Source organism: Saccharopolyspora karakumensis (assembly GCF_004349225.1).
Lineage (GTDB): Bacteria > Actinomycetota > Actinomycetes > Mycobacteriales > Pseudonocardiaceae > Saccharopolyspora > Saccharopolyspora endophytica.
In genome coordinates, this window is record NZ_SMLA01000062.1 from 1 (window position 1) to 22,507 (window position 22,507).

The following is a 22,507-nucleotide window of genomic DNA, read 5'->3' on the forward strand; positions in this document are numbered from 1 at the left end:
GGATCGGGGCGTTCGGCGGGCTAGGTTCGCGGTGGTAGGACCTGTGTTCGAAGCCTGGGAGAGACGAGGCGATGATCTCCACCGACGCGCTGCGGGCGCTGCTGCCCGAGGGCCGTGTGTTCGACGATCCGGACGTGCTGGCCGCGCACAGCCGCGACCGGGCCACGTTCTGCCCGGCCGGAACCCCGGCCGCGCTCGTGCGGGCCTACGACACCGGTGACGTGGCGGCGGTGCTGAAGTGGGCCCACGAGAACCGGGTCCCGGTGGTCCCGCAGGGTGCGCGCTCCGGCCTGTCGGGTGCGGCCAACGCGCTGGACGGCTGCGTGCTGCTGTCGCTGGAGAAGATGGACGCCATCCTCGACATCGACCCCGACGAGCAGCTGGCCGTGGTGCAACCCGGAGTCGTCAACGGCGTGCTGGCCGCCGCGGTCGCCGAGAAGGACCTGTTCTACCCGCCGGACCCGGGCTCGCGCAGCATCTCCACCATCGGCGGCAACGTCTCCACCAACGCGGGCGGCATGTGCTGCGTGAAGTACGGCGTGACCGGTGACTTCGTGCGCGGTCTGGAGGTCGTGCTGGCCGACGGCAGGGTGATGCGGACCGGGCGCCGCACCGCCAAGGGCGTCGCGGGCTACGACCTGACCCGGCTGATGGTCGGCGCCGAGGGAACGCTCGGCGTGGTCACCGAGGTGACCGTCGCGCTGCGTCCCGCCAGCGCCCAGCCGCTGACCGCGGTCGCGTTCTTCCCCGGGGTCGCCGGCTCGGCCCGGACCGTCTCCGGCTACCTCGCGGAGGGCTACCAGCCGTCGGTGCTGGAGTTCATGGACGCCTCCTCGGTCAAGGCCGTGCAGCAGATCGCCGACCTGGGGTTTCCCGAGGGCATGGCCGCCATGCTGCTGGTGCAGTCCGACCGCGGAGCCGACGCCCCGGCCGATCTCGCGGCCTTCGAGCGGGTGGCGCGCGCGATGGGCGCGGCGGAGGTCGTGGTCTCCGACAGCGCCGCCGAGGGCGAGATGCTGATGCAGGCCCGGCGCCTGGTCGGCGACGCCCACGAGAAGCTCGGCAAGGCGCTGCTCATCGACGACGTCTGCGTGCCCCGCCGTCACCTGGTCGACCTGGTGGAGGGCTTGCAGCGCATCGCCGAGGAGCACCGCGTGCAGGTGCTGTGCTCCGGTCACGCCGGTGACGGGAACATGCACCCGGTGGTCGCCTTCGACGACGGCGACGCCGACGAGACCGCACGCGCCCAGCAGGCCTTCGACGCGATCATGCAGCTCGGCCTGGACCTCGGCGGCACCATCACCGGTGAGCACGGCATCGGGCAGCTCAAGCGCGACTGGCTGGGCCGCGAGCTCGACGAAGCCGGCCTGTGGGCCTCGCGCGCGATCAAGGCCGCGCTGGACCCCCACAACGTCCTCAACCCCACCCGCGTCCTGCCGTGACGACGACGCCGGGCCCCTGACCAGCAGAGGGACCCGGCGTCGTCGGACCGGTCAGCGGTCGTAGTCCTCCTCGACCGGCACCTCTCGGGACTGCTCGGAGAAATCGGCCGGATCGGCGTCGAGCGGCACTTCCGCCGGCACGGCCTCGTCCTCACCGGGCAGGTCCTCGGCACGGCGCGACTGCTCGACGGCGTCGGCCTCGGGCGTCTCGGGATTCATCGAACCTCCAAGATGATGGGCTCGGGCACCCTCGACCGTAGCGCCGATCCGGCCCTCCTGTCGGTCAGTCCTCCGCCGGCTGACCGCTGCGCTGACCGAGGTGCGCGTGCCTGCGGCCGTAGCCGAAGTAGATCAGCAGGCCCAGCCCCAGCCACACGGCGAACCGCAGCCAGGTCACCACGTCCAGGTTCGACATCAGGTACAGGCACGCCAGAGCGGTGATGACCGGCAGCACCGGCGACAGCGGCATCCGGAACGGGCGGTGCAGATCGGGTTTGGTGCGTCGCAGCACCGGCACCGCCAGCGCCACGATCAGGAACCCGGACAGCGCGCCGATGCTGACCATGTCCGACAGCTCCGAGATCGGGATGAACCCGGCCAGCAGCATGATCACCACCGCGCCACCGATGGTCATCCGGTGCGGGGTGCCCCACTTCGGGTGCACCTGGGACAGCTTCGGCGGCAGCAGGCCGTCACGGCTCATCGCGAACCCGATGCGGCCGATGGTCACCAGCTCCACCATCATCACCGAGGTCAGGCCGGTCACCGCGCCCAGCGAGATCAGCGCGGCCACCCACGGCTGGCCGACCGACTGGAACGCCGCCGACAGCGGGGCGCCCTCGTCGATCTGCTGGTAGTCGACCATCGCGGCCAGCACGAACGCCACCAGCACGTACAGCAGGGTGCAGACGATGAGGCTGCCCAGCAGTCCCACCGGCAGGTCGCGCCGGGGGCGCTTGGTCTCCTCGCCGAGGTTGGCCAGCGCCTCGAAACCGGTGTAGGCGAAGAACACGATGGCCGCCGCGGTGAGCACGCCGCCGAAGCCGTAGACCGACTGCTCCATGCCCAGCAGCGCCGACACCAGCGGCTGCTCCAGGACGCTCGCCCCGCTCTCGGCGGGCTGCGCCGGCGGGACGAACGGGTCCAGGTTGGCGCCGTTGACGAAGAACAGTCCGGCGACGATGACCAGCACGCACACCGCGACCTTGACCACGACCAGCGCGTTGGTCAGCCACGAGGACTCGCGGATGCCGATGACCGCCACCGCGGTCAGCGCCGCGATGATCAGCATCGCGCCCACGTTGATGGTGGCGTCCTCGCCGAACCACGCCTGCGGCAGGCCCAGCAGGTTGGCGATGTAGCCCGACCAGCTCCGCGACACCACCGCCGCGCCGAGGGCGAACTCCAGCAGCAGGTCCCAGCCGATGATCCAGGCGAACAGCTCGCCCAGCGTCGCGTAGGCGTAGGTGTAGGCGCTGCCCGCCGTGGGCACCGACGAGGCCAGCTCGGCGTAGGCCAGGGCCGCCAGCGCCGCCACGATGCCGCCGATGACGAAGGACAGCACGACGGCGGGACCGGCGTGGTCCTTGGCCTCGATCCCGGCGAGGGTGAACACGCCGGTGCCGATGATGATTCCGATGCCGAACCCGACGAGTTCCTTACCGGTGAGCCGGCGGACCAGGCCGCTGCGCTCGCCCCGGGTGAGGATGTCCTCGACGGGCATCGTTCGCAGAAAGTTCACGGAGCCGAACGTTAGAAGATGTCACCCGCGACGGCTCCTTCGGGCTCGCGGAGTGTGACACGACCGGTACTCAACGTCACCCTCTGTGCGCGGCGGGGTTCTGCGGGTGATCACCGCAGAACCCCGAACCGCGCACTTGGTGCAGATCAGGCGGGGATGACGGCCGTGTCCCGATCCCACACGCGGTGCTTGCCCAGGGCGGTGGCGAACTCCTCGACGAAGCCGTCCGGCAGCGCGCCACCGGTGTTCGCGGCCAGCACGACGCCCCGCTCGACGACCAGCCCGTCGCCGTCGGTCGGCGTGCTCACCTGCTCGGTGATCCCGGCCCTGCGCAGCACCTCCAGGCCCTCGTCGCTGGCGGCGACGGGTTTGTGGTGCTTGTAGGTCTCGGCGACGAAGTGCACAGCGTGCCCGTCGGCGGCCAGCGCCCGGGCGCTCTCGGCGCCCCCGGGCACGATCACGCCGTCGTAGACCACCGACATCGCGGTGCGGGCGGCGACGTCGATCTCCACGTCGGACCCGTCGGCTCCCCGCGCCCGCCCGTCGTGCGAGGCGCCCAGCACTTCGGGCACCGCGCCCCGATCGGTCAGCTCGCGGCGGATCTGCTCCACCTCGGTGGCGTCCACCCCGTCGGCGACCAGCACCGCGACCTTGCGGGTCGCGGCCGAACCGGGGGAGTTGGCCAAGCTCAGCGCCGGGGAGCTGCGCCCGTGGTTCTCGGTGCCGCCTTGCGGCGGTTCGAGCCCGAGCCCGTGGGCGACCGCCACGGCCAGGTCGGGGTCGACGTGGACGAGCTCGGCGAGGACGCGCTCGCGCACGTGCTGGTGGCCGACCTTGCCGAGCTCGAAGCGGAAGGCGTCAACGATGTGGTCCTTCTCCCAGTCGGACTGGCTGTTCCAGAACAACGTGGCCTGGCTGTAGTGGTCGGTGAAGCTCTCGCTGCGGCGGCGGATCTTGTCACCGTCCACCCGGGTCTGGTAGTGCCGGAACACCTCGGTGTCGGCGATGGCCGGGCAGCCGCCGCTGAGGCTGTTGGGCGTGTAGCTCGTCTGGCCCCGGTGGATGCGCTGCTGGCCGTAGCCGTCGCGCTGGTTGGTCGAGACCTCGGCGACCGGCCGGTTGATCGGGATCTGCGCGAAGTTCGGCCCGCCCAGCCGGATCAGCTGGGTGTCCAGGTAGGAGAAGTTGCGGGCCTGCAGCAGGGGATCGTTGGTGAAGTCGATGCCGGGCACCACGTTGGCGGTGTGGAAGGCGACTTGCTCGGTCTCGGCGAAGAAGTTGTCCGGGTTGCGGTCGAGCACCATCTTGCCCACCGGCCGCACCGGCACCTGCTCCTCGGGGATGATCTTCGTGGCGTCCAGCAGGTCGAAGTCGAAGGCGAACTCGTCGGACTCGTCGACCAGCTGCACGCCCAGCTCCCACTCCGGGTACTGGCCCGCCTCGATGGCGTCCCACAGATCGCGCCGGTTGAAGTCGGCGTCCGCACCGGCGATCTTCTGGCACTCGTCCCACACCAGGGAATGGCTGCCCAGCAAGGGCTTCCAGTGGAACTTCACGAACGTGCCCTCGCCCTGGGCGTTGACCAGCCTGAAGGTGTGCACGCCGAAGCCCTGCATCATCCGGTAGCTGCGCGGCAGCGCCCGGTCCGACATCAGCCACATGATCATGTGCAACGTCTCCGGCTGCAACGAGACGAAGTCCCACAGGGTGTCGTGCGCCGAGGCGGCCTGCGGGATCTCGTTGTGCGGCTCGGGTTTCACCGCGTGCACGAAGTCCGGGAACTTGATGCCGTCCTGGATGAAGAACACCGGCATGTTGTTGCCGACCAGGTCGTAGTTTCCCTGCTCGGTGTAGAACTTGGTGGCGAACCCGCGCACGTCGCGCACGGTGTCGGCCGAACCCCGCGAGCCCGCGACGGTGGAGAACCGCACGAACAGGGGCGTGCGCACGTTCGGGTCGGTCAGGAACTTGGCGACCGTGTGCTCGCCCAGCCAGCCGTCGTAGGGCTGGAAGTGCCCGTAGGCACCCGCGCCTCGCGCGTGCACCACCCGTTCGGGGATCCGCTCGTGGTCGAAGTGGGTGACCTTCTCCCGGAAGTGGAAGTCCTCCAGCAGCGTCGGACCGCGCTCACCGGCCTGCAACGAGTCGTCGGTGTGGTCGACCCGCACGCCCTGCTGCGTGGTCAGCTCGGTGTCGGTGAGATCGGCGCGGACCCCGTCCAGCTGCTCGTGCTTGGCATCGCCGTTGGCCATCGAGATCGGCTCCCCTCGTGTCGAAACGCCCGACCGATCTGTGGTTTCCCCTCGCGCGGCCGAACTATGCGCGCGCCACCTCTTCGGGTCAGGAACCCAGCCAGCTGACCAGTTCGGGTGCGCCCGCGACGATGAGGAAATGCCCGATGCGCCCGACCAGGCTCGCGGCGAGGTAACCCAGCAGGGGGAGCCCGGCAGCGCCGGAGAGCAACGACATCAGGCTGAACGGCGGGATGCCGGGAACGGCGCTGACCGCCAGAACGGTCATGCCCCACCAGGGGTGCTCCTGGGTGCGCTGGTGGAACCGCTCGACCCAGGCCGCCCAGCGCCCGGTGCGCTCCTTCTGGACCCGCTTGCTCAGCCGCTCGCCGAGCGCGAACCCGCCCTTGCCGGCGAGGTAGAACAGCGTCTTGGCGGCGACCTGGCCGATCGCGGCGGCCAGCGCGAAGGCCCACCACGGCACGCTCTGCACGGTGGGGACCACGCCGAGCAGGTAGAGCTCGATGTTGACCAGCGGGAAGACCGCGCCCAGGGCAGCGGTGCCCGCCGTGCCCAACAACCACCCGATCACCGAAGCGCTGACCCCCACGAGAGAAACTTGCGGCAGCCTATCGGGTGAAGCCGGGATCAGCCCTCGGGGTCCCAGTCCAGCAGCCGCACCCGGCTGACCGTGCGCAGGTGGCGCGCCATGGCCGAGGCGGCGGCCTTGGCGTCGCCGTTGCGGATCGCCTCGGCGATGCGTTCGTGCTGGGCCAGCGACTTCGACGGCCTGCGCGGCTGCCGCAGCGACTCGTTGCGGCTCTCGGCGATCTCCGCGGCGATGGTGCGCATGAACTCGGCCAGCAGCGCGCTGTGCGCGGCGGCGGTCACCGCGGCGTGGAACCGCCGGTCGCCGTCCTGACCGATCTCGCCGTCCTCGATCTCGGCGCGCATCGCGGACAGCGCGGCGTCGATCTCGGCCATGTCCTCGTCGGTGCGCCGCTGGGCGGCCAGCTCGGCGAGCTTGGTCTCCATGCCCTCGCGGGCGTCGAGGACGTCGGGCAGCCGACGCTTGCGCTCGACGAGCTCCTCGACCGGCTCGACCTCCAGCGACTCGCGCAGCAGGTAGGTCCCGCCGCCGTGCCGGACCTCGACCAAGCCCTGCACCTCCAGCACCACGATCGCCTGCTTCACCGACGCCCGGCTCACGCCGAGCTGTTCGGCGAGGGTGCGCTCCGGGGGCAGTCGGTCGCCCGTGCGCAGGCCGGAGTCCGCCACGTGCTCGCGCAACCGCTGGACGACCTGCTCGTAGAGGCGCGGTCGGTTCAGCGGGCGGAGGGAATCGGACACCGGCGCGCTCCTGAATCGGAAAGAGGCAAACTGGCTGAGCCAATTCTGCCACATTCCCTTGACTCGTTTCGTCCCAGACGGCAAAAGTTGGATCAGCCAGTGGACCACTGCCGGCCCGGCTCGTCGGGCGGTGCGGGTCCGCCGGTGAGAAATTGCCCGGTGAGGACCCGGAGGTGGCCATGGCCGACCAGGTGCTGTTCCCGAAGTTGCGCGAACCCGACGACACCGAGGCGCTGCGTTTCGGCGCACGGGCCCTGACATACCGGGAACTGGCCGGTCTCGCCGGTGCGATCGCCGAGCGCGTCGCCGGGAAGCGCCGCGTCGCGGTGTGGGCCACCAACACGCTGGAGACCGCCGCCGCCGTCATCGGCGGCCTGAGCGCCGGTGCCGCCGTGGTGCCGATCAACCCGAAGGTGGGGGAGCGGGAGCTCGCCCACATCCTCGGCGACAGCGAGCCGGAACTGCTGCTCGCCGAACCCGGCTTCACCCCGCCCGCCGGGCTCGGCGACGTCCAGGTCGCCGAGATCGACGTGACCGCGCGCGGTGGCGACCTGCCCGCCGAAGCCGGCGGCGACGCGCCCGCGCTGATCGTCTACACCTCCGGCACGACCGGCCCGCCCAAGGGCGTCGTGCTGCCCCGCCGCGCGCTGAGCGCCAACCTCGACGCCCTGTCCGAGGCCTGGGAGTGGACCTCGGCCGACGTGCTGGCGCACGCGCTGCCGCTGTTCCACGTGCACGGCCTGATCCTGGGCACCCTCGGCCCGGTCCGCCTCGGCGGAACCGTGCACCACCTGGGCAAGTTCTCCTCGAAGGCGATCGCCGAGGAGCTCTCCGGCCCGGCCACGATGATGTTCGGCGTCCCGACCATGTACCACCGGCTCGCCGAGGACGCCGAGAACGACCCGGAGATCGGTCAGGCCGTCGGCAAGGCCCGCCTGCTGGTGTCGGGCTCGGCTGCGCTGCCCGCCGTGGAGCACGAGCGCATCGAGCGGCTCACCGGCCAGCGCGTCGTCGAGCGCTACGGCATGAGCGAGACGATCATGAACTGCGGTGTGCGCGCCGACGGCGACCGCCGCCCCGGCTACGTCGGCAAGCCCTTCGCGGGCGTCGAGCTCAAGCTCGTCGACGAGCAGGGCGCGGAGATCACCACCAGCGATGACGAGACCGTCGGCGAGATCCTGGTGCGCGGCGCCAACCTGTTCAGCGGCTACCTCAACCGCCCGGACGCCACCGAGGCCGCCTTCGCCGACGGCTGGTTCCGCACCGGCGACATGGCCACCCGCGCTCCCGACGGGTACATCCGCATCGTCGGCCGCAAGGCCACCGACATCATCAAGAGCGGCGGCTACAAGATCGGCGCGGGAGAGATCGAGAACTGCCTGCTGGAGCACCCCGCGGTGGCCGAGGTCGCCGTCACCGGCGAGGCCGACGCCGACTTGGGCGAGCGCATCATCGCCTGGGTGGTGACCGCGCCCGGCTCGCAGGTCGCCGACGCCGAGCTGGTCGACCACGTGGCCCGGCTGCTCACCCCGCACAAGCGCCCGCGCGAGGTCCGCTTCCGCGACGCGCTGCCGCGCAACGAGATGGGCAAGGTCCAGAAGAAGGCCCTGCAGAAGGAAACCGGGAATGGCTGAGCACAGCGCGGTGCGCGCGCTGGTCGAGGCCATCGGGCAGGGCTTCGTGGAGTTCGAGCCGCCGTCGCGGCGCATCAGCGCCGACGGCCCGCTCGACTGGCCCGGCTACGCCGACCAGCGCGCCCGCGCCTCCGGCCGCGCCGACACCGACGAATCGGTGCTGTGCGGCCGGGCCGGGCTCGGCGAGCGGGAAGCCGTGCTGATCGCCTTCGACTTCGCCTTCCTCGGCGGCTCGGTCGGTGAGGACACCGGCGCGCGCATCGTGGCCGCCTTCGAGCACGCCCGCGAGCAGCGGCTCCCGGTGATCTCGCTGATCGCCTCCGGCGGTAGCCGCATGCAGGAGGGCATCCGCGCGCTGCAGCAGCTCCAGGCGATCACCCGCGCCTGCCGGTTGGCCGGGCAGGACCGCATCCCGCACATCGCGGTGCTGCGCGATCCGACCACCGGCGGCATGTGGGCCGCGATGGGCGCGGCCGCCGACGTCGCGCTGGCCGCCCCCGATGCCCGCATCTCCTTCGGCGGCGCCCGCGTGCGCTCGGCGGGCGACGACGGCGAGGACTTCCGCGCCGAGGGCAAGTTCGCCGACGGCCAGGTGGACCGCGTCGTCGAGGAAGCGGACCTGCCGCAGGTGCTCGCCGAACTGGTGTCGCTGCTGCACCCGGCCGGCGTGACCCGCTCGCCGGAACCGGCCCCGCTCCCGGCCGCGCTCGGCGCGCAGCGGTTGCCGGAGACGGGCATGCAGGCCGTCGAGCGCGCCCGCGCGACCGACCGTCCGCGCGCCGGTGACTACCTGGACGCCTACTTCAGCGCCCGGTTCGAGATCGCCGGGGACCGCGCGGGCGGTCGCGACGAGGGCATGATCTGCGGTTTCGGCGATCACGACGGGCGCACGGTGGCCTTCGCCGCGCAGACCGGCGGCCGGAACTCCCCGGCCGGTTTCCGCACGGCGGCACGCCTGATCCGGCTCGCCGACAAGCTCGGCATCCCCGTGCTCACGCTGGTCGACACCCCCGGCGCCGCCAACGACGCCGAGGCGGAGCGAGCCGGTGTGGGACCGGCCATCGCGGAGGTCTTCGGCGCCGTCGCCGACGCGAGCGTGCCGGTGACGACGCTGGTCATCGGGGAGGGCGGCTCCGGCGGTGCGCTGGCGCTGGCGGCTCCGGACAGCACCTGGGTGACCCCCGACGCCTACTTCGCGGTGATCGCCCCGGAATCCGCCGCGGCGATCCTCAAGCGCGAGGCCTCCGAGGTCCCCGACCTCGCCGGACACCTCAGGCTGCGCCCGCAGGACCTGGTGGAACTCGGCTTCGCCCGCGGAGTCGCCCGCTGATCCACCGGATCGTCCGGTACGTGCCGTTGCTCCCATGCGAGCAGCGGATTCGCCCGATGACCGTGCGTCGTCGGTGATCAATGCCACCTCAATGGCGGGAGATTCGCGTCCGGTTCATGTTCTAAACTCAGGCTCGCCTGACGAAGGTTAGGCTAGCCTCAGTTGAGTGAAGGGCGAGATGAACCGCACGGGAATCAGCGGCAAGGTTGCCATCGTGACCGGCGCCGGCCAGGGTATCGGTGCCGCTGTGGCGAGAGCGTTCGCCCAGCTGGGAGCCGACGTCGCGGTAGTGGACCGCAACGGGGACAAGGCCGACGAGACGGCCGAGGCGCTCGCCGCCGAAGGGCACCGGGTGCGCGCCTACCGCGCCGACGTGGCCGACCCGGCCGCGGTCACCGAGGTGGTCACGCGCGTCGAAGCCGAGCAGGGTCCCGTCGACGTGCTCGCCAACGTCGCGGGCGTGCTGCAGGTCGCGACGGTGCAGGAGCTCACCGACGCCGAGTGGCAGCGCACCTTCGCGGTCAACACCACCGGCGTGTTCAACGTGTGCCGGGAGGTGTCCAAGCACATGATCTCGCGGCGCAGGGGCTCCATCGTCACGGTAGGCTCCAACGCCGCGGGCGTGCCGCGCCACTCGATGGCCGCCTACGCCGCGTCCAAGGCCGCCGCCACGATGTTCACCAAGTCGCTGGGCCTGGAGCTGGCCGAGCACGGCATCCGCTGCAACGTCGTCGCGCCCGGCTCCACCGACACCGACATGCAGCGCGGGATGTGGACCGACGGCAACGGCCCGGACCGGGTCATCGCCGGCTCGCTGGAGACCTACAAGGCCGGCATCCCGCTGCGCAAGCTCGCCACCCCGGACGACATCGCCAACGCGGTGGTCTTCCTCGCCTCCGAGGAGGCCGGGCACATCACGATGCACGACCTGTACGTCGACGGCGGCGCCACGCTGCGCGCCTGACCTCCGCGATTCGCCGAAAGGTTGTCATGACCACGATCGAGACCGACGGGCGCATCGACGCCGTTGACGACGCACTCGCCGACGACGCCGCCGCACGCCTGCTGGCCGCCTACGAGCAGGGCCAGTCGTTCCTGTTCTCCAGCCCGCGCGGGGTGCTGCTGACCCGAGGCGTGGCCGCCACCATGTCCAAGACCCAGTGCGCGCGCTCGGACTTACCCGCGCGGATGCAGGAATTCCTCGACGGCGCCGTCGAGTTCGGCCGCCGCAACCCGATGGTGGTCGGGGCGGTGCCCTTCGGCGGCACCCTGCCCGCACACCTGGTGCTGCCCGAGGAGGTCGTGCGCGCCGAACCGCTGAACGTGCTGGTGCCGCAGCAGAAATCGGTTTCCACGCCCGCCTGCTCTGTGCGACCGGTCCCGGAACCCGAGGAGTACGAGCGCGGTGTCGCGCGGGCGCTGCGGCGCATGGAGGACGGTGACCTCACCAAGGCCGTGCTGGCGCGCAGCCTGGAGCTGACCTCGGCCGAGTCGATCGACGTCCGCGAGGTGCTGCGCAACCTGGCGATGGCCGACCCCGCCAGCTACACCTACGCCGTCGACCTGCCGCGGCGCGGCGAGGACGGAACCCGCGACAGCTACGGCCCGCAGCCCCCGCTGGAGCGCACCTTCCTGGGTGCCAGCCCCGAGCTGCTGGTGTCCCGGCGCGGCAACGAGGTCCGCTCCAACCCGATGGCCGGATCCCGGCCGCGCAGCACCGACCCGGACGAGGACCGGCGGCGCGCCGCCGAGCTGGCGGCCTCGGAGAAGGACCACCGCGAGCACGCCGTGGTGGTGGAAGCCGTGGCCGAGGCGCTGCGCCCGTTCTGCACCGAACTGCACGTGCCGCAGGCGCCGACCGTGGTCAGCACCAACGCGATGTGGCACCTGGCCACCGAGATCACCGGCGAGCTGCGCGACGGCTCGACGACCTCGCTGCACCTGGCCGACGCGCTGCACCCGACCCCGGCGGTGTGCGGCACCCCGATCGACCGGGCTCGCGAGGTCATCGCTGAGACGGAGCCGTTCGAGCGCGGCTACTACGCCGGAATGGTGGGCTGGTGCGACGCCGCCGGTGACGGCGAGTGGGTGGTGGCCATCCGCTGCGCGGAGGTCGAGGACCAGGAGATGCGGCTGTTCGCCGGTGCCGGGATCGTTCCGGGCTCCGACCCGGCCGACGAGCTCGCCGAGACCTCGGCGAAGTTCCGCACCGCGCTCACCGCGATGGGCCTGAACCAGGCCTTCTGAGGGGAAATCAGCCGATCATGATCGCAAATCTGCACGGCGTGACGCTCTGGCCGGACGAGTTCGCCGAGCGCTACCGCGCCGCGGGGTACTGGCAGGGCTACACCTTCGGCCAGCTGCTGCGGGTGCGCGCCACCAAGCACCCCGACCGCGTGGCCGTCGTCGAGGGCGAACGGCGGATCACCTACGGCGAACTGGACCGCCGCGCCGACCGGCTGGCGGCCGGGCTGCGCGAGCGCGGCGTCGGCAAGGGAGACCGGGTCGTCGTCCAGCTGCCCAACGTCGCCGAGTTCTTCGAGGTTTGCTTCGGGCTGTTCCGGCTCGGCGCGGTGCCGGTGTTCGCGCTGCCCTCGCACCGGATGACCGAGATCTCCTACTTCTGCGAGTTCAGCGAAGCCGCCGCCTACATCACCGTCGACACCGAGGCCGGATTCGACCACCGGGCGCTGGCGGCCGACGTCGCCGCGAAGCAGGAAGGGCTGCGGGTGTTCGTCGTCGGCGACCCCGGCGAGTTCACCGCGCTGTCCGATGTGGACGCCGATCCGGCGGAGCTGGACGAGCCCACGCCGAGCGACATCGCGTTCCTGCAGCTCTCCGGCGGAAGCACCGGCGTGCCCAAGCTGATCCCGCGCACCCACGACGACTACATCTACTCCTTCCGCGCCAGCAACGAGCTCTGCGGCGTCACCGAGGACACCGTCTACCTCGTGGCGCTGCCCGCCGCGCACAACTTCCCGATGAGCTCGCCCGGCACCTTCGGCGTGCTGCACGCCGGCGGCCGGGTCGTGCTCGCCCGCCGGCCCAGCCCCGACGAGGTCTTCCCGCTCGTCGAGCGGGAACGGGTGACGCTGACCGCCGCGGTGCCGCCGCTGGCGCTGCTGTGGCTCGACGCGGCCGCCGAGGCCGAGCACGACCTGTCCAGCCTGGAGGTGCTGCAGGTCGGCGGCGCCAAGTGCAGCGAGGAGGTCGCCCGTCGGGTCCGCCCGGTGCTCGGTGCCACGTTGCAGCAGGTCTTCGGCATGGCCGAGGGCCTGGTCAACTACACGCGGCTGGACGACCCCGAGGACGTCATCGTCACCACCCAGGGACGGCCGATCTCGGCCGACGACGAGGTGCTCGTGGTCGACGACGAGGACAACCCCGTCGCGGCGGGGGAGACCGGGCACCTGCTGACCCGGGGGCCGTACACGATCCGCGGCTACTACAAGGCCGATGAGCACAACGCGCGCGCCTTCACCCCCGAGGGCTTCTACCGCACCGGCGACGTCGTCCGGTTCACCGCCGAGGGCAACATCGTCGTCGAAGGCCGGGCGAAGGACCAGATCAACCGAGGCGGCGAGAAGGTCGCCGCGGAGGAGGTCGAGAACCACCTGCTGGCCCACCCCGCCGTGCACGACGCCGCCGTGGTCTCCACGCCCGACGACTACCTGGGGGAGCGGACCTGCGCGTTCGTCGTCCCGCGCGGTGAGCGGCCGAAGGCGCGCGAGCTGATCAAGTTCGTTCGCGAGCGCGGGCTGGCCGGCTACAAGGTCCCGGACCGCGTGGTGTTCGTCGAGCGGTTCCCGCAGACCGGCGTCGGCAAGGTCTCCAAGCGCGACCTGCGCGAGGCCATCACTCGCGAGCTGGTGCCGAAACTCGTCCGCTGACAACGACTTCTCACCATCAGAAGACATCGAAGGGGGAGCCCGTGGCGCTTCCGAGCATCGCACCCTACACCGTTCCGCAGGACGGCGAGCTACCGGCGAACAAGGTCTCCTGGCGGTCCGACCCGGAACGCGCGGTGCTGCTGATCCACGACATGGAGCGGCACTTCGTCAACGCCTTCACCCCCGGCGCCGAACCGCTGAACCAGGTCGTGCCCAACATCGGGCTGCTGCGCGAACGGGCCCGCGCCGCGGGCGTTCCGGTGGTCTACTGCGCCCAGCCGGGTGGTCAGACCCCGGAGCAGCGCGGACTGCAGCTGGAGTGGTGGGGCCCGGGGGTCGCCGACCCGGCGATGGAGGCGATCATCGACGAGCTGGCGCCCGGAGCGGGTGACGTCCAGCTGACCAAGTGGCGCTACAGCGCGTTCCAGCGCACGGACCTGCGGCGCCGGATGCAGGAGTGGGGCCGCGACCAGCTGATCATCACCGGCATCTACGCGCACATCGGGTGCCTGATGACCGCCGCGGAGGCCTTCCAGCAGGAGGTCCAGGCGTTCTTCGTCGCCGACGCGGTCGCCGACTTCTCGCGAGCCGACCACGACATGGCCGTCTCCTACGCCGCCCGCAACTGCGGCGTGGTCGACACCACCCGCAACCTGTCCCGCGACCTCGTCGCCCACGAATCCGAAGTTGCCTGAGCCGGAACACCTTCCAGGAGAACCCCGAACCATGGCTGAGAAGCTCACCCTCGAGGCGGTCCGCGAGCAGGTCGCCGAACTGCTCTACGAAGACCCCTCGGAACTCACCGACGACGAGGACCTCATCGACTGGGGCCTGGACTCGGTGCGGATCATGACCCTCGTCGAGCAGTGGCGCAAGCAAGGCGTCCAGATCACCTTCGCCGATCTCGCCGAACGCCCGACCCTCGCGGACTGGTGGAAGGTCCTCGAACCCAAGGTCAACGGTTGAGCCGCGCGCGGAACGCCCCTCGGTGCGAAGGACGTTCCGCGCGAGCGCCGGCAAACCCTACTCCTGCCACGGGATCTGGGGGCTCCGGTAGAAGTCCTGGCCCGCCGCTTGCCAGCGAGGTCCCTGACCGGCCAGCCGGTCCTTGAACGACTCCCAGTTCAGCGCGTCCTTCGCCGACCAGCCGAGTTCGGCGATGGCCGGCAGCCGTGGGAACGCCATGAACTCGATGTGCTGGGAGGTCTCCAGCGTCTCGCTGAACATCGGCGCCTCCACGCCGAGCACCGATTCCTCCGGCACGCCCTGCAAGTAGCTGCCCGGGTCCCAGCCGTAGGCGTCGGCGACCTCGATGAACCCGGCCCACTGCAGGCCCAGCGGCGTGTTCTCGTCGTACTTCATGTCCAGGTAGGACTTGTTCGCCGGTGAGGCCAGGACCTTGTTGCCGCGCGCCACGGCATCGGTGAGCAGCGGATCACCGTTGGTGGTCCCCCAGAACTGCAGCACCGCGTCGCCCTGCGGGGCGGCCTTGCCGTACTCGTGCCAGCCGAGCGGCTTCTTGCCGTACTTCTCCACCAGCGGCAGCACCTTCGACATGAAGGCCACGTAGTCCTCGTCGGTGGTGGAGTGCGCCTCGTCGCCGCCGATGTGCAGGTACGGGCCGGGGGTCAGCGCCGCGACCTCGCGGATGACGTCCTCGACGAAGGTGTAGGTGATGTCCTTGTCGACGCACAGCGAGCTGAACCCGACGTCGATGCCGGTGTAGGGCGGCGGTGCCACGCCGTCGCAGTTGAGCTCGGCGTAGGACGACAGCGCGGCGTTGGTGTGCCCCGGCATGTCGATCTCGGGGATGACCGCCATGTGGCGGGACGCGGCGTGGTCGACGATCTCGGTGTAGTCCTGCTGCGTGTAGAACCCGCCCGGCGTGCCGCCGACCTCGGTCTGCGCGCCGACCTCGGTCAGCCGCGGCCAGCTGTTGATCTGGAGCCGCCAGCCCTGGTCGTCGGTCAGGTGCAGGTGCAGCTTGTTGATCTTGTACTTGGCGACCTGGTCGATGTAGCGCTTGACCATGTCCACGGTGAAGAAGTGCCGCGCCGGGTCCAGCTGCGCTGACCGGTGCCCGAAGCGCGGCTTGTCGGCGATCTCGCCACCGGGCATCGTCCACGGCCCGGGTTGCGCCGTCGGGCTCTCGATGCTCGCGGGCAGCAGCTGGCGCAGCGTCTGCACGCCGTTGAACAGGCCGTCGGTGCTGGTCGCCTGCACCCGCACCGCGTCGTCGGCGACCTGCAGGTGGTAGCCCTCCGGGCCCAGCGCCGGGTCTCCGTCCAGCGCCAGCGCGATGTCACCGGTTCCGGGCAGCGCGGGGTTGACCGGCACGGGGAAACCGGTCGAGGGCCGCAGCACGCCCGCCAGGTACTCGCCGACCCCGGCCGCCTCGCCGGGCGCCAGGATCGCGGTCCGCTCGGACAGCTCGAACTCGGCCGCCGGGTTCGGCGTCACCGACTCCGGCGCGGGCACGATGGTGTCCATCGCGGAGGCGGGTTCGGCGCTCGCCGGGGTCACGGTTCCAGCAGCCAGCAGAGCTCCGGCGACGACGGCCAGTCCTGCCTTCGCCGCTCTCGATCGTGGTCGTGCGCTCATCGTTGTCGGCTCCATCCTCGGGGGAACGGTGCCCACAAAGGTATAGACCAAAACGGAACCCGGAAGCCTCCGAACGGACGTATCGGACCGGCGGCCGCCCGGCAGCGGCTCACCCGGCGATGCCGTCCGCGAGTCGCTCGGCGACGGTCCGGGGTTCGCGTCCGAGCAGTTCGGACAGGAGCGGATCGGCTTCAGCGAAGTGGCCGGCGCGGGCGGCCTGGTACCAGGTGAGCATGAAACCGGCCACTTCCGGCGACATGCCGCTCGCGATCTGCCCCGCGATCCACTGCTCATCGTCCACGACGACGCGCTCGACGGTGCGGCCGATGAGATGCGAGGCGGTCTCGGCGAGATCGTCGAAGGTGACGGCGGTCGAGGCGCTGAGGGTGACGGGGCCGTCGAGGTGGTGGCCGGCGGCCAGGACCACCGCGGTGCCTTCGGCCACGTCCGCGCGGTCGGTGTAGGGGACGGGGCCGTCGGCCGGCTGGGCGATCTTCCCGGTTCGCGACCACGGGCCGAGCACCTCGTCGAGCGGGCCGTAGGCGGCGTTGCGCAGCGAGGTCCAGCCGATGCCGGAGTCGGCGAGCATCGCCTCCGTGGCGACGTGGATCTGCGACGGCGGGTACGGGTTGCCGGGGGTGGCCGCGTGCTGGCTCGTGTAGATCAATCGCTGGGCACCGGCTGCCGCGGCGGCCTCGATCGCGTTGCCGTGCAGCCTGACGACGTCGGCGATCGGGTCGTTGCCGGACACCAGCAGCACCTGCTCGGCGCCCTCGAACGAGTCGCGCAACGCGGCCTGGTCCTCGTAGGAGCCCTGTCGCACGCGCACTCCGCGGTCGGCGAGGTGACGAGCTCTGCCTGCGTCGCGGACGCTGACGCCGATCCGCTCGGCGGGCACGCGCTGGAGGAGGTGCTCGACGGTGGCGCCGCCCAGCCCGCCGGTCGCACCGGTGACAACGATCATGCTCGCGCCCTTCAGCTCATAAGTTGACCCATGTGGTCAGCTTTGTCCTGCGTCGCCACCGTAGGTAAGCTGACCGATCGGGTCAACTTGTGGGCGCGGTGAGGGAGGTGCGGGAATGAGCGGTGGAGCACCCGCGGGCCCCCGCCTGCGCGCCGACGCCAAGCGCAACGCCGACCAGATCCGGCAGGCCGCGATCGATGCCTTCCGCGGGCGGGGCCTCACCGTGCCGCTGGAGGAGGTCGCCAAGGCGGCGGGGGTGAGCAAGGCGACGATCTTCAACCGGTTCGGCGGACGGATCGGTCTCATCGAAGCCGTCATCGAAGAGGTCGTCGCGGTCGAGCTGCGCGGCATCATCGACCGCACCCGCGCCATCGGCGACCCCTGGGAGCGGTTCGCGCACTACGTCACCGCGATCCGCGACCTGCAGTACCGCCAACCCGCCGCCAACGACGCGATGCTGCAGGTCTACCCCGATGCGCAGAGCTTGCTGGAGATCTGCCGGGTAGCAGGCGAGATCAACGAGGAGCTCATCGAGATGAGCCGCGCTGCGGGCGCGCTGCGGGACGAGTTCTCCGCGGACGACCTCCACGCGCTCCTGCACGACACCGCGCTCGCTCTCAAGCACGGAACCCGCCCCCGCCGGGAGGACTACGACCGCCGCACCACCTTCCTCCTCGACGGGATCCGCGGGCGGTAGCCGTCGCCGGGCCTAGCCGTTCCCGCGCAGCGAGGGGCGGAGCTGGTCCAGGACCGACGGGTCCTCGATCGTCGAGGGCACGGCGGTGTCGCCCCGATCGGCGATCTCGCGCATCGACTTGCGCAGGATCTTGCCCGAGCGCGTCTTGGGCAGCCCGTCGACCACCGCCACGTCGCGGAACGCCGCCACCGGTCCGATCTGGTCGCGCACCGCCGTCACCAGCTCCTCGCGCAGCGTCCCGGCAGAGATGTCCACACCGGACTTGAGCACCACGAAACCGCGCGGCACTTGGCCTTTGAGCTCGTCGTGCACGCCGATCACCGCGCACTCGGCCACCGCCGGATGCGCGGCCAGCACCGCCTCCATCGACCCGGTCGACAACCGGTGGCCGGCCACGTTGATCACGTCGTCGGTGCGGCCCATGACGAACACGTAGCCGTCGGCGTCGACGTAGCCGTTGTCGCCGGTGAGGTAGTAGCCCTCGTAGCGCGACAGGTAGGATTCGCGGAACCGCTCGTCGTCGCCCCACAGCGTCGGCAGCGTCCCCGGCGGCAGCGGGAGCTTCAGGCAGATCGCCCCGTCGGTCTCCGGCGGCAGCGGTTCACCCGCCTGGTCCAGCACCGCGATCTCGTAGCCCGGCACCGGGACCGTCGGAGAACCCGCCTTGACCGGCATCGGCTCCAACCCGCGCAGGTTCGCGCAGATCGGCCACCCCGTCTCGGTCTGCCACCAGTGGTCGATCACGGGCACGCCCAGCTGCGCCGCCGCCCAGTGGTAGGTCTCCGGGTCCAGCCGCTCACCGGCCAGGAACAGCGTCTCCAGGCAGGAGATGTCGTGCTCGGCGAGCAGCCGGCCGTCAGGGTCGACCCGCTTGATCGCGCGCAGCGCCGTCGGCGCGGTGAACAGCGCCTTGACGCGGTGCTGGGCGATGACCCGCCAGAACGCGCCCGCGTCCGGGGTGCCCACCGGCTTGCCCTCGTAGACCACCGTCGTCGCCCCGGTCAGCAGCGGCGCGTAGACGATGTAGGAGTGGCCGACCACCCAGCCCACGTCCGAGGCGGTCCAGAAGACCTCGCCGGGGGAGATGTCGTAGATGTTGGCCATCGACCAGCGCAGCGCGACCGCGTGGCCGCCGTTGTCGCGCACCACGCCCTTGGGCTTGCCGGTGGTGCCGGAGGTGTAGAGCACGTAGAGAGGGTCGGTGGCGGCCACCGGCACGCAGTCGGCCGGTTCGGCGCCCTCGACCGCCTCCTGCCAGTCGATGTCGCGCGGGCCCAGCTCGGCGCGCGCCTGGTCGCGCTGGAGCACGATCACCCTGCCGGGCTGGTGCTCGGTCTGCCGCAGCGCCTCGTCGACGATCGGCTTGTACTCCACGACCCGGTTGGGCTCCAGCCCGCAGGAGGCCGCCACGATCACGCTCGGCCGGGCGTCGTCGATGCGCGCGGCCAGCTCCTTGGGCGCGAAGCCGCCGAAGACCACCGAGTGCACCGCGCCGATCCGCGCGCACGCCAGCATCGCGATCGCCGCCTCAGGGATCATCGGCAGGTACAGCACCACCCGATCGCCCTTGGTCACGCCCTGCGCGCGCAGCGCTCCGGCGAACAGCGCGACCCGGTCGAGCAGCTCGCGGTAGGTCCAGGTCTGCACGACGCCGGTCATCGCCGAGTCCCAGATCAGCGCGGGCTGCTCACCTCGCCCGTCGCGCACGTGGCGGTCCAGCGCGTTGAAGCAGGTGTTGACCTCGCCGTCGGGGAACCAGCGGTACATCGGCGCGTCGGAATCGTCCAGCGCCCGCGTCGGCTCGCGGTCCCACTCGATCGCCCGCGCCGCGTCGAGCCAGAAGCCCTCGCGGTCGGCCAGGCTCCGCCGGTAGTTCTCCGCGTACTCACCCATCGCTGCGACTACCTCCCGCGTCCGCTGTGACACCGCCTGTGTAGTACCCCAGATCGGATCTCGGCGCCAGGGGCTCGCGCCGCCGTTCGGCCGAAACGCGTTCGTCACGAGCGAAAGCGATCGCGTCGAACATCGGCGCTCGGACGAACGGGGGAACGGAGTTCGGTCGCGCTCACACCTGATGCGATTCGGCGACGCCGCCGCGCCGCTGGGCGCTGGGGGCGCGTTTCCGGCGCGACAGTGCGACTCGCAGGCCCCACAATCGGCGACGAGCCGATGGCCGGGCTAACACCGAGGTGTCCCGCGCCGACAAATGAATCGGAGGTGCTACGAACTGATGAGCACGATGGAACCGGCAGAGCCTCCCAGGGCCACAGCGACCGTCGACGAGCCGAACGACCTACCGACCGCGCCGTGCAGCGTGGTCTGGAGCGGCGGCCACTCCTACGTCCGAGAGGGAACCGCGGGCGCCCGCTGGGCGGGCGTGGACGATCGCGGCAGAGCCCGGTTCCTCACCGATGCCGAGTTGCGCCGCCGGGGCTGGAGCCGCACTCGCGGCTGAATCCGCGGTGGTTCTTCCCGCGCCGCAGGCTGTCCCGCCTCAGGCTGGCCGCCAAGTGGGTTGCGCTGGCCATATGAGACCCTGATCGGGTAAGGATGCACAGGTGTGCACCCGTTGCGGGGCAGTGCGCACAACCATTCAGGGGAGGCTCGTGGTGCAGGACGCCGAGCGCACCACGGAAAACACCACGAGCGGGCCGCGGGCCGAAGCGGGGCAGGACCACTCGGGGCCGGCAGACCCCGGTCTGGACCGGATCCGCGAGGTCGCGCGAGACGTGTGGGCGGATCCCTGGTGGACGCTGCCCAACCTGCTCAGCGTGATCCGCCTGGCCGGCGTGCCGGTCTTCCTCTGGCTGCTGCTCGGCCCGCAGGCCGACCTGCTCGCTCTGCTGGTCCTGGTGATCAGCGGAGCCACCGACTGGCTCGACGGCAAGCTCGCCCGCTGGCTCAACCAGTACAGCCGCATCGGCGAGCTGCTCGACCCCGCCGCCGACCGCCTCTACATCGTCGCGACGCTGATCGCCTTCGTGCTGCGCGACGTCATCCCCTGGTGGGTGGCGGTCGCCCTGGTCGGCCGGGACGTCGTGCTCACGCTGTGCCTGCCGGTGCTGCGCTGGCACGGCTACGAACCGCCCGAGGTGCACTACCTGGGCAAGGCCGCCACGTTCTGCCTGATGTACGCGTTCCCGCTGTTGCTGCTGGTGCAGGACGACTTCACGGGGTCCGACGTGGTCCGGCCGATCGCCTACGCCTTCACCGCCTGGGGCGGTGCGCTGTACCTGTGGGCGGGCATCCTCTACCTCGGGCAGGTCATCGCCGCCGTGCGCGGGGCCAGAGCCCGCGCCTGATCCCGGCTCCGCGTCGCCTTGCGGCCTTCGGTGGCCGGTGAATACGCTCGCCGCGCCGATCACTCGGCTCGTTGCAACAGCGGATGAAAGGCGGGACCACCGTGGCGGCCCCGGAGATCAAGTACACCGAAGAGCACGAATGGGTCCAGCCCGTCGGCGAGGACACCGTGCGCATCGGCATCACCGACTACGCCCAGCAGCAGCTCGGCGACGTGGTGTTCGTCCAGCTCCCCGAGGTGGGGCAGCAGGTCGCCGCCGGGGACTCGATGGGCGAGGTGGAGTCGACCAAGAGCGTCTCCGACATCTACGCCCCGGTGACGGGTGAGATCACCGCCGGCAACTCCGCGCTGGAGGACCAGCCGGAGCTGGTCAACTCGGACGCCGCGGGCGAGGGCTGGATGGTGGAGATCCGGCTCGCCGACCCGGAGCAGCTGTCCGGTCTGCTCGACGCCGAGGGTTACCAGAAGCTGATCGACCAGGCATGATCGTCCTGCTCTGAGGCATCCGTGGGATGATGAGGGAGTCGCTCGTCCCGGGGCTGTCCAGGCACGGTACGTTGGGCGCATACTTGGCACGATCTATCCGCGTAGAGGAGAGCTCAGGTGAGCCAAAACAGCGGCTTCGGCGACGTTCCGCCGGAGCAGTCACCGGAGACCACCTCGGTCTTCAGGCCCTTCCTCTCGGAGCCGGAAAGCACCGAGAGCGCGGCCCCGGAACCTGCCTCCGCATCCGGGGTCGATGCGCTGCCGGCGGGTTCCGCCCTGCTGGTGGTCAAGCGCGGCCCCAACGCGGGTTCGCGTTTCCTGCTGGACCGGGAGACCACCAGCGCCGGCCGGCACCCGGACAGCGACATCTTCCTCGATGACGTGACGGTTTCCCGGCGGCACGCCGAGTTCCGCCGCGAGGGCAACGACTTCGTGGTGGTCGACGTGGGCAGCCTCAACGGCACCTACGTGAACCGGGAGCCGGTGGACACCTCGGTGCTCGCCAACGGCGACGAGGTCCAGATCGGTAAGTTCCGCCTGGTGTTCCTGACCGGGCCGATCGATGGGGGCCAGGGCGGCCGCTGAGGCCGTCGAACAGGGCTTTTCAACCCGTCAGCGGGGCGACGCCACACGAGGCGTCGCCCCGCTGACGCATGAGGCAGCTGCGCCGCTCGCGCGCGGATGTCGTCCCCTTCGCCGGGAATTTCCCGGCGCCACGAGCGGTTTTCACAGCGCAGCAGGGCATTTCCGGCGGCTTCGACCGGGCCCTGCGCGGTGTATCGTGCTGGGTATTGCTCAACGACGAGCTCGCCAGCGGTCCGGGCCGTGGGCCCCGACAAC

General features: G+C 71.0%; 21 protein-coding genes. 13 read left to right on the top strand and 8 right to left on the bottom strand.

All coding sequences use genetic code 11. The features are described 5' to 3' along the window. Positions 1–71: 71 nt before the first annotated feature. The gene (locus E1202_RS26825; protein ID WP_132686041.1) at positions 72–1,442 is read left to right on the top strand and encodes an FAD-binding oxidoreductase; all 1,371 of its coding nucleotides are present in this window, start codon (positions 72–74) and stop codon (positions 1,440–1,442) included. 51 nt (positions 1,443–1,493) lie between these two features. On the opposite strand, the gene E1202_RS31585 is transcribed toward E1202_RS26825, so the two are convergent. The 5 genes from E1202_RS31585 to E1202_RS26845 all read right to left on the bottom strand — a co-directional run bounded on the left by E1202_RS31585 (position 1,494) and on the right by E1202_RS26845 (position 6,764). Continuing rightward, on the bottom strand, positions 1,494–1,661 hold the full coding sequence (locus E1202_RS31585; protein ID WP_165944003.1) for a hypothetical protein: 168 nt from the start codon (positions 1,659–1,661) through the stop codon (positions 1,494–1,496). 64 nt (positions 1,662–1,725) lie between these two features. After that, a complete protein-coding gene (locus E1202_RS26830) occupies positions 1,726–3,183 on the bottom strand; it encodes an amino acid permease (protein WP_132686043.1) in 1,458 nt (485 codons plus the stop codon). A 146-nt stretch (positions 3,184–3,329) separates the two neighbouring features. Then, positions 3,330–5,435 carry a catalase gene (locus tag E1202_RS26835; protein ID WP_132686044.1) on the bottom strand — a complete coding sequence of 702 codons (2,106 nt, stop codon included), beginning with the start codon at positions 5,433–5,435 and terminating at the stop codon, positions 3,330–3,332. Between the two features lie 88 nt (positions 5,436–5,523). Continuing rightward, entirely contained in the window at positions 5,524–6,024 is a 501-nt protein-coding gene (locus E1202_RS26840) for a VTT domain-containing protein (protein ID WP_235879042.1), read from the bottom strand. Between the two features lie 38 nt (positions 6,025–6,062). Beyond that, a complete protein-coding gene (locus tag E1202_RS26845) occupies positions 6,063–6,764 on the bottom strand; it encodes a FadR/GntR family transcriptional regulator (protein ID WP_132686046.1) in 702 nt (233 codons plus the stop codon). 179 nt (positions 6,765–6,943) lie between these two features. Between E1202_RS26845 and E1202_RS26850 the strand changes: the two genes are divergently transcribed. The 7 genes from E1202_RS26850 (at position 6,944) to E1202_RS26880 (ending at position 14,584) form a co-directional block, all read left to right on the top strand. Next, positions 6,944–8,398: an acyl-CoA synthetase gene (locus tag E1202_RS26850; protein WP_132686082.1), complete on the top strand. Its 1,455-nt coding sequence runs from the start codon at positions 6,944–6,946 to the stop codon at positions 8,396–8,398. Continuing rightward, entirely contained in the window at positions 8,391–9,728 is a 1,338-nt protein-coding gene (locus tag E1202_RS26855) for a carboxyl transferase domain-containing protein (RefSeq protein ID WP_132686047.1), read from the top strand. The genes E1202_RS26850 and E1202_RS26855 overlap by 8 nt, the downstream gene beginning before the upstream one ends. Before the next feature lie 178 nt (positions 9,729–9,906). Further along, positions 9,907–10,692, top strand: a complete 786-nt coding sequence (locus tag E1202_RS26860; RefSeq protein ID WP_132686084.1) for a 2,3-dihydro-2,3-dihydroxybenzoate dehydrogenase — start codon at positions 9,907–9,909, stop codon at positions 10,690–10,692. A gap of 26 nt (positions 10,693–10,718) precedes the next feature. After that, positions 10,719–11,975, top strand: coding sequence for an isochorismate synthase DhbC (gene dhbC, locus E1202_RS26865; RefSeq protein ID WP_132686049.1), 1,257 nt, complete (start codon positions 10,719–10,721; stop codon positions 11,973–11,975). 17 nt (positions 11,976–11,992) lie between these two features. Further along, positions 11,993–13,618, top strand: coding sequence for a (2,3-dihydroxybenzoyl)adenylate synthase (locus E1202_RS26870; protein WP_132686051.1), 1,626 nt, complete (start codon positions 11,993–11,995; stop codon positions 13,616–13,618). Between the two features lie 41 nt (positions 13,619–13,659). Further along, positions 13,660–14,313, top strand: coding sequence for an isochorismatase family protein (locus E1202_RS26875; RefSeq protein WP_132686053.1), 654 nt, complete (start codon positions 13,660–13,662; stop codon positions 14,311–14,313). A 31-nt stretch (positions 14,314–14,344) separates the two neighbouring features. Next, positions 14,345–14,584, top strand: a complete 240-nt coding sequence (locus tag E1202_RS26880) for a phosphopantetheine-binding protein (RefSeq protein WP_132686055.1) — start codon at positions 14,345–14,347, stop codon at positions 14,582–14,584. 57 nt (positions 14,585–14,641) lie between these two features. On the opposite strand, the gene E1202_RS26885 is transcribed toward E1202_RS26880, so the two are convergent. Next, entirely contained in the window at positions 14,642–16,219 is a 1,578-nt protein-coding gene (locus E1202_RS26885) for a beta-N-acetylhexosaminidase (protein ID WP_132686056.1), read from the bottom strand. Positions 16,220–16,328: 109 nt separating this feature from the next. Then, a complete protein-coding gene (locus tag E1202_RS26890; protein WP_132686058.1) occupies positions 16,329–17,183 on the bottom strand; it encodes an NmrA family NAD(P)-binding protein in 855 nt (284 codons plus the stop codon). 115 nt (positions 17,184–17,298) lie between these two features. Here E1202_RS26890 and E1202_RS26895 point away from each other — a divergent pair, with 115 nt between their 5' ends. After that, positions 17,299–17,880, top strand: coding sequence for a TetR/AcrR family transcriptional regulator (locus tag E1202_RS26895; protein ID WP_132686059.1), 582 nt, complete (start codon positions 17,299–17,301; stop codon positions 17,878–17,880). A gap of 12 nt (positions 17,881–17,892) precedes the next feature. Here E1202_RS26895 and E1202_RS26900 read toward each other — a convergent pair whose 3' ends face one another. Then, the gene (locus E1202_RS26900) at positions 17,893–19,806 is read right to left on the bottom strand and encodes a propionyl-CoA synthetase (RefSeq protein WP_268952371.1); all 1,914 of its coding nucleotides are present in this window, start codon (positions 19,804–19,806) and stop codon (positions 17,893–17,895) included. A 304-nt stretch (positions 19,807–20,110) separates the two neighbouring features. Here E1202_RS26900 and E1202_RS26905 point away from each other — a divergent pair, with 304 nt between their 5' ends. From E1202_RS26905 to garA, 4 genes are all read left to right on the top strand, one after another. Next, positions 20,111–20,335 carry a hypothetical protein gene (locus E1202_RS26905; RefSeq protein ID WP_372448837.1) on the top strand — a complete coding sequence of 75 codons (225 nt, stop codon included), beginning with the start codon at positions 20,111–20,113 and terminating at the stop codon, positions 20,333–20,335. 151 nt (positions 20,336–20,486) lie between these two features. Continuing rightward, positions 20,487–21,182: a CDP-alcohol phosphatidyltransferase family protein gene (locus E1202_RS26910; protein WP_132686063.1), complete on the top strand. Its 696-nt coding sequence runs from the start codon at positions 20,487–20,489 to the stop codon at positions 21,180–21,182. Positions 21,183–21,265: 83 nt separating this feature from the next. Then, complete coding sequence (gene gcvH / locus E1202_RS26915; protein WP_235879043.1) at positions 21,266–21,667, top strand: glycine cleavage system protein GcvH; 402 nt, start codon at positions 21,266–21,268, stop codon at positions 21,665–21,667. Between the two features lie 117 nt (positions 21,668–21,784). Then, the gene (gene garA, locus E1202_RS26920; protein WP_132686064.1) at positions 21,785–22,252 is read left to right on the top strand and encodes a glycogen accumulation regulator GarA; all 468 of its coding nucleotides are present in this window, start codon (positions 21,785–21,787) and stop codon (positions 22,250–22,252) included. Positions 22,253–22,507: the final 255 nt, after the last annotated feature.

Excerpts from the sequence above, each read along its gene's own strand:
- E1202_RS26825 (WP_132686041.1), top strand. The coding sequence starts at position 72 with ATGATCTCCACCGACGCGCTGCGGGCGCTGCTGCCCGAGGGCCGTGTG.
- E1202_RS31585 (WP_165944003.1), bottom strand. The coding sequence starts at position 1,661 with ATGAATCCCGAGACGCCCGAGGCCGACGCCGTCGAGCAGTCGCGCCGT.
- E1202_RS26835 (WP_132686044.1), bottom strand. The coding sequence starts at position 5,435 with ATGGCCAACGGCGATGCCAAGCACGAGCAGCTGGACGGGGTCCGCGCC.
- E1202_RS26850 (WP_132686082.1), top strand. The coding sequence starts at position 6,944 with ATGGCCGACCAGGTGCTGTTCCCGAAGTTGCGCGAACCCGACGACACC.
- E1202_RS26855 (WP_132686047.1), top strand. The coding sequence starts at position 8,391 with ATGGCTGAGCACAGCGCGGTGCGCGCGCTGGTCGAGGCCATCGGGCAG.
- E1202_RS26860 (WP_132686084.1), top strand. The coding sequence starts at position 9,907 with ATGAACCGCACGGGAATCAGCGGCAAGGTTGCCATCGTGACCGGCGCC.
- dhbC (WP_132686049.1), top strand. The coding sequence starts at position 10,719 with ATGACCACGATCGAGACCGACGGGCGCATCGACGCCGTTGACGACGCA.
- E1202_RS26870 (WP_132686051.1), top strand. The coding sequence starts at position 11,993 with ATGATCGCAAATCTGCACGGCGTGACGCTCTGGCCGGACGAGTTCGCC.
- E1202_RS26880 (WP_132686055.1), top strand. The coding sequence starts at position 14,345 with ATGGCTGAGAAGCTCACCCTCGAGGCGGTCCGCGAGCAGGTCGCCGAA.
- E1202_RS26885 (WP_132686056.1), bottom strand. The coding sequence starts at position 16,219 with ATGAGCGCACGACCACGATCGAGAGCGGCGAAGGCAGGACTGGCCGTC.
- E1202_RS26890 (WP_132686058.1), bottom strand. The coding sequence starts at position 17,183 with ATGATCGTTGTCACCGGTGCGACCGGCGGGCTGGGCGGCGCCACCGTC.
- E1202_RS26895 (WP_132686059.1), top strand. The coding sequence starts at position 17,299 with ATGAGCGGTGGAGCACCCGCGGGCCCCCGCCTGCGCGCCGACGCCAAG.
- E1202_RS26905 (WP_372448837.1), top strand. The coding sequence starts at position 20,111 with ATGAGCACGATGGAACCGGCAGAGCCTCCCAGGGCCACAGCGACCGTC.
- gcvH (WP_235879043.1), top strand. The coding sequence starts at position 21,266 with ATGAAAGGCGGGACCACCGTGGCGGCCCCGGAGATCAAGTACACCGAA.